Origin of the sequence: Mesorhizobium sp. M7A.F.Ca.US.006.04.2.1 (genome assembly GCF_004022915.1) — a bacterium.
GTDB lineage: Bacteria > Pseudomonadota > Alphaproteobacteria > Rhizobiales > Rhizobiaceae > Mesorhizobium > Mesorhizobium ciceri.
The window spans coordinates 1-2,108 of record NZ_RZQA01000980.1 but is presented as its reverse complement, the minus strand read 5'-3'; the positions used below and the strand labels follow the sequence as shown (position 1 = coordinate 2,108).

Here is a 2,108-nt window from a genome sequence, read left to right as displayed (position 1 = left end):
AATCAGATGAAAACCGTAACAGGCCTCTTCGACAATTACGATCAAGCAAGCGACGCTGTGGGCGAGCTTGAAGCCACGGGCGTTCCGCACGACGATATTAGCATCGTGGCGGGTAATTCGGGCGGCCGGCTTACGGGCGAAGCGTCGGAGGCTGGCGAGGATGCGGCAGCAGGGGCTGGTGTCGGCGCCGTTGTCGGCGGGGCCGGCGGCCTGCTCACCGGCCTTGGCCTGATGGCCATACCTGGTCTCGGCCCCGTGGTTGCCGCGGGCTGGCTGGCAGCGACTGCGGTCGGCGCTGTCGGCGGTGCCGTGGTCGGTGGCGCAGCGGGCGGCATCATCGGCGCGATGACAGAGTCCGGTGTGCCGGAAAGCGACGCACATGTTTATGCCGAAGGCGTTCGGCGCGGGGGAACAATGGTTATAGCCAGGGTCGAAGACGACCTTGTCCCCGACGCGGAACAGATACTGAAGCAATATAATTCCGTCGACATAGCCCATCGGCGAACCGAATACGAAGCAGGCGGTTGGACCGGCTTCGATCCAACGGATGAAGTCTACACAGGTGATGACCTGGAAAGCGCCAGAGGTCGTCGCAACGTGTGAGATGAAATGAATGGGCGGCTAACAGCCGCCCTCGTCCTTCCTGCGCGATGTGCAACGCTGGTATCTCAGGTAGCACCAAGGTCGAATGGTCGTCGCGACGACTTGCAGTTCACCAGGGCCCTGCCGCTGAGCAACACACGACTTGTGATGCTGATCGCAGCCCGAAAGGGCCTCGTATTCTCGAAGAAAGAGTTATCGGCCTGTCGTCATCACGAAGGTGAACCGGCTTTTCCTAGGTGAGAAACGACGTCAATACTCCGCCAAGCCCCTGACAATCTCGCTGCGGTGTATAGTCCATGGCCTAAGGTTTGTTTGCTGGCTTTCCCTTTGCCCCGATAGAGCGGCCGGAACACAGTTTCTGTTGCCGCGGGCGGGACGAGAGGGGAACTGCTGGCGACACTGACCGCAGGTTGGCCAGCCCGCGTCAGGCTTGCGCGGCGACCTCATTCACGATTGTGGTGTCGTGTGGGATTTCCAAGAAGGCATCCGAATATCGGATGTCAGTTCATTGGCCAGACGATCATAAGCATCGGCACAGCAACAATGACTACGAGGAAAGACAGGGGAAGTCCCAGACGCGGATAGTCGCTGAAGCGGTAGCCACCCGGCCCCATGACAAGCGTGTTGCACTGGTGTCCGATCGGGGTGAGAAAATCACAGCCGGCGCCAATGGCGACAGCCATCAAAAACGGTTCGGGCCTGTAGCCCAGATCACTAGCAAATTCGGCGGCGATAGGCGCCATGACAAGGACGGTGGCGGCATTGTTGAGGAATGGCGTAACGGCCATGGCGGCGACAAGGATGAGCGTCAGTGCGCCGGACGCCGGAAGGAGGGTCCCCAGTCTAGCAAGCTCGCCGGCAACTACTCCCGTAGCTCCTGTACTGCGTAGTGAATCGCTCACTGGAATGAGAACGGCGAGCATGACGAGGATAGGCCCATCGAGCGATTGGTAAACATCGCGGAGCGGAATGACCTTGAAAAGCACAATCGCGACCGCGGCCGCGAAAAAAGCGACGGACACTGGCAGCAGCCCAAACGCCGTCGCCACCATGGCGAGAGCAAGGACCACTACCGGCACGATACCCTTGCGGACGCTACCAAGAAGGATAGCCCTTTCTGCCAGCGGTAAGCAGCCGAGTTCACGAAGTATCTCGGGCATCCTCGCTGCACTGCCCCGCAAGACGACAACGTCCCCGAGCCTCAGCTCGACTGCGGCCAGCCTGCGGTCGAGGCGCTCCCCACGACGGCTGACGGCCAGGAGGTTGACGTTGAAGCGATCGTAAAGGGCAAGGCGCTGGGCGGTCCAGCCGATCAAAGAGGAGCTTTCACCGATTACGGCTTCGATAGCGACCATCTCGTTGGTGGTGTCGTCACCACCGCCCCTATCCCCGGTCACGCTGAGCCTGCCCTGGGAGACAAGGCGATCCAGCGCTTCTGGGTCGCCCTCGAGCAACAGGATGTCATCCACCTTGAGGACCACGTCGGGCAGTGGCGTCATCCGCAT

General features: G+C 60.8%; 2 protein-coding genes. One reads left to right on the top strand and one right to left on the bottom strand.

Features of this window, described 5'->3' with window-relative positions; translation table 11 throughout:
- Positions 1-6: 6 nt before the first annotated feature.
- On the top strand, positions 7-603 hold the full coding sequence (locus tag EN925_RS33110) for a hypothetical protein (RefSeq protein ID WP_013525101.1): 597 nt from the start codon (positions 7-9) through the stop codon (positions 601-603).
- 500 nt (positions 604-1,103) lie between these two features.
- On the opposite strand, the gene EN925_RS33105 is transcribed toward EN925_RS33110, so the two are convergent.
- A partial coding sequence (locus EN925_RS33105) for an SLC13 family permease (protein WP_206633061.1) occupies positions 1,104-2,108 on the bottom strand: 1,005 nt, incomplete at its 5' end.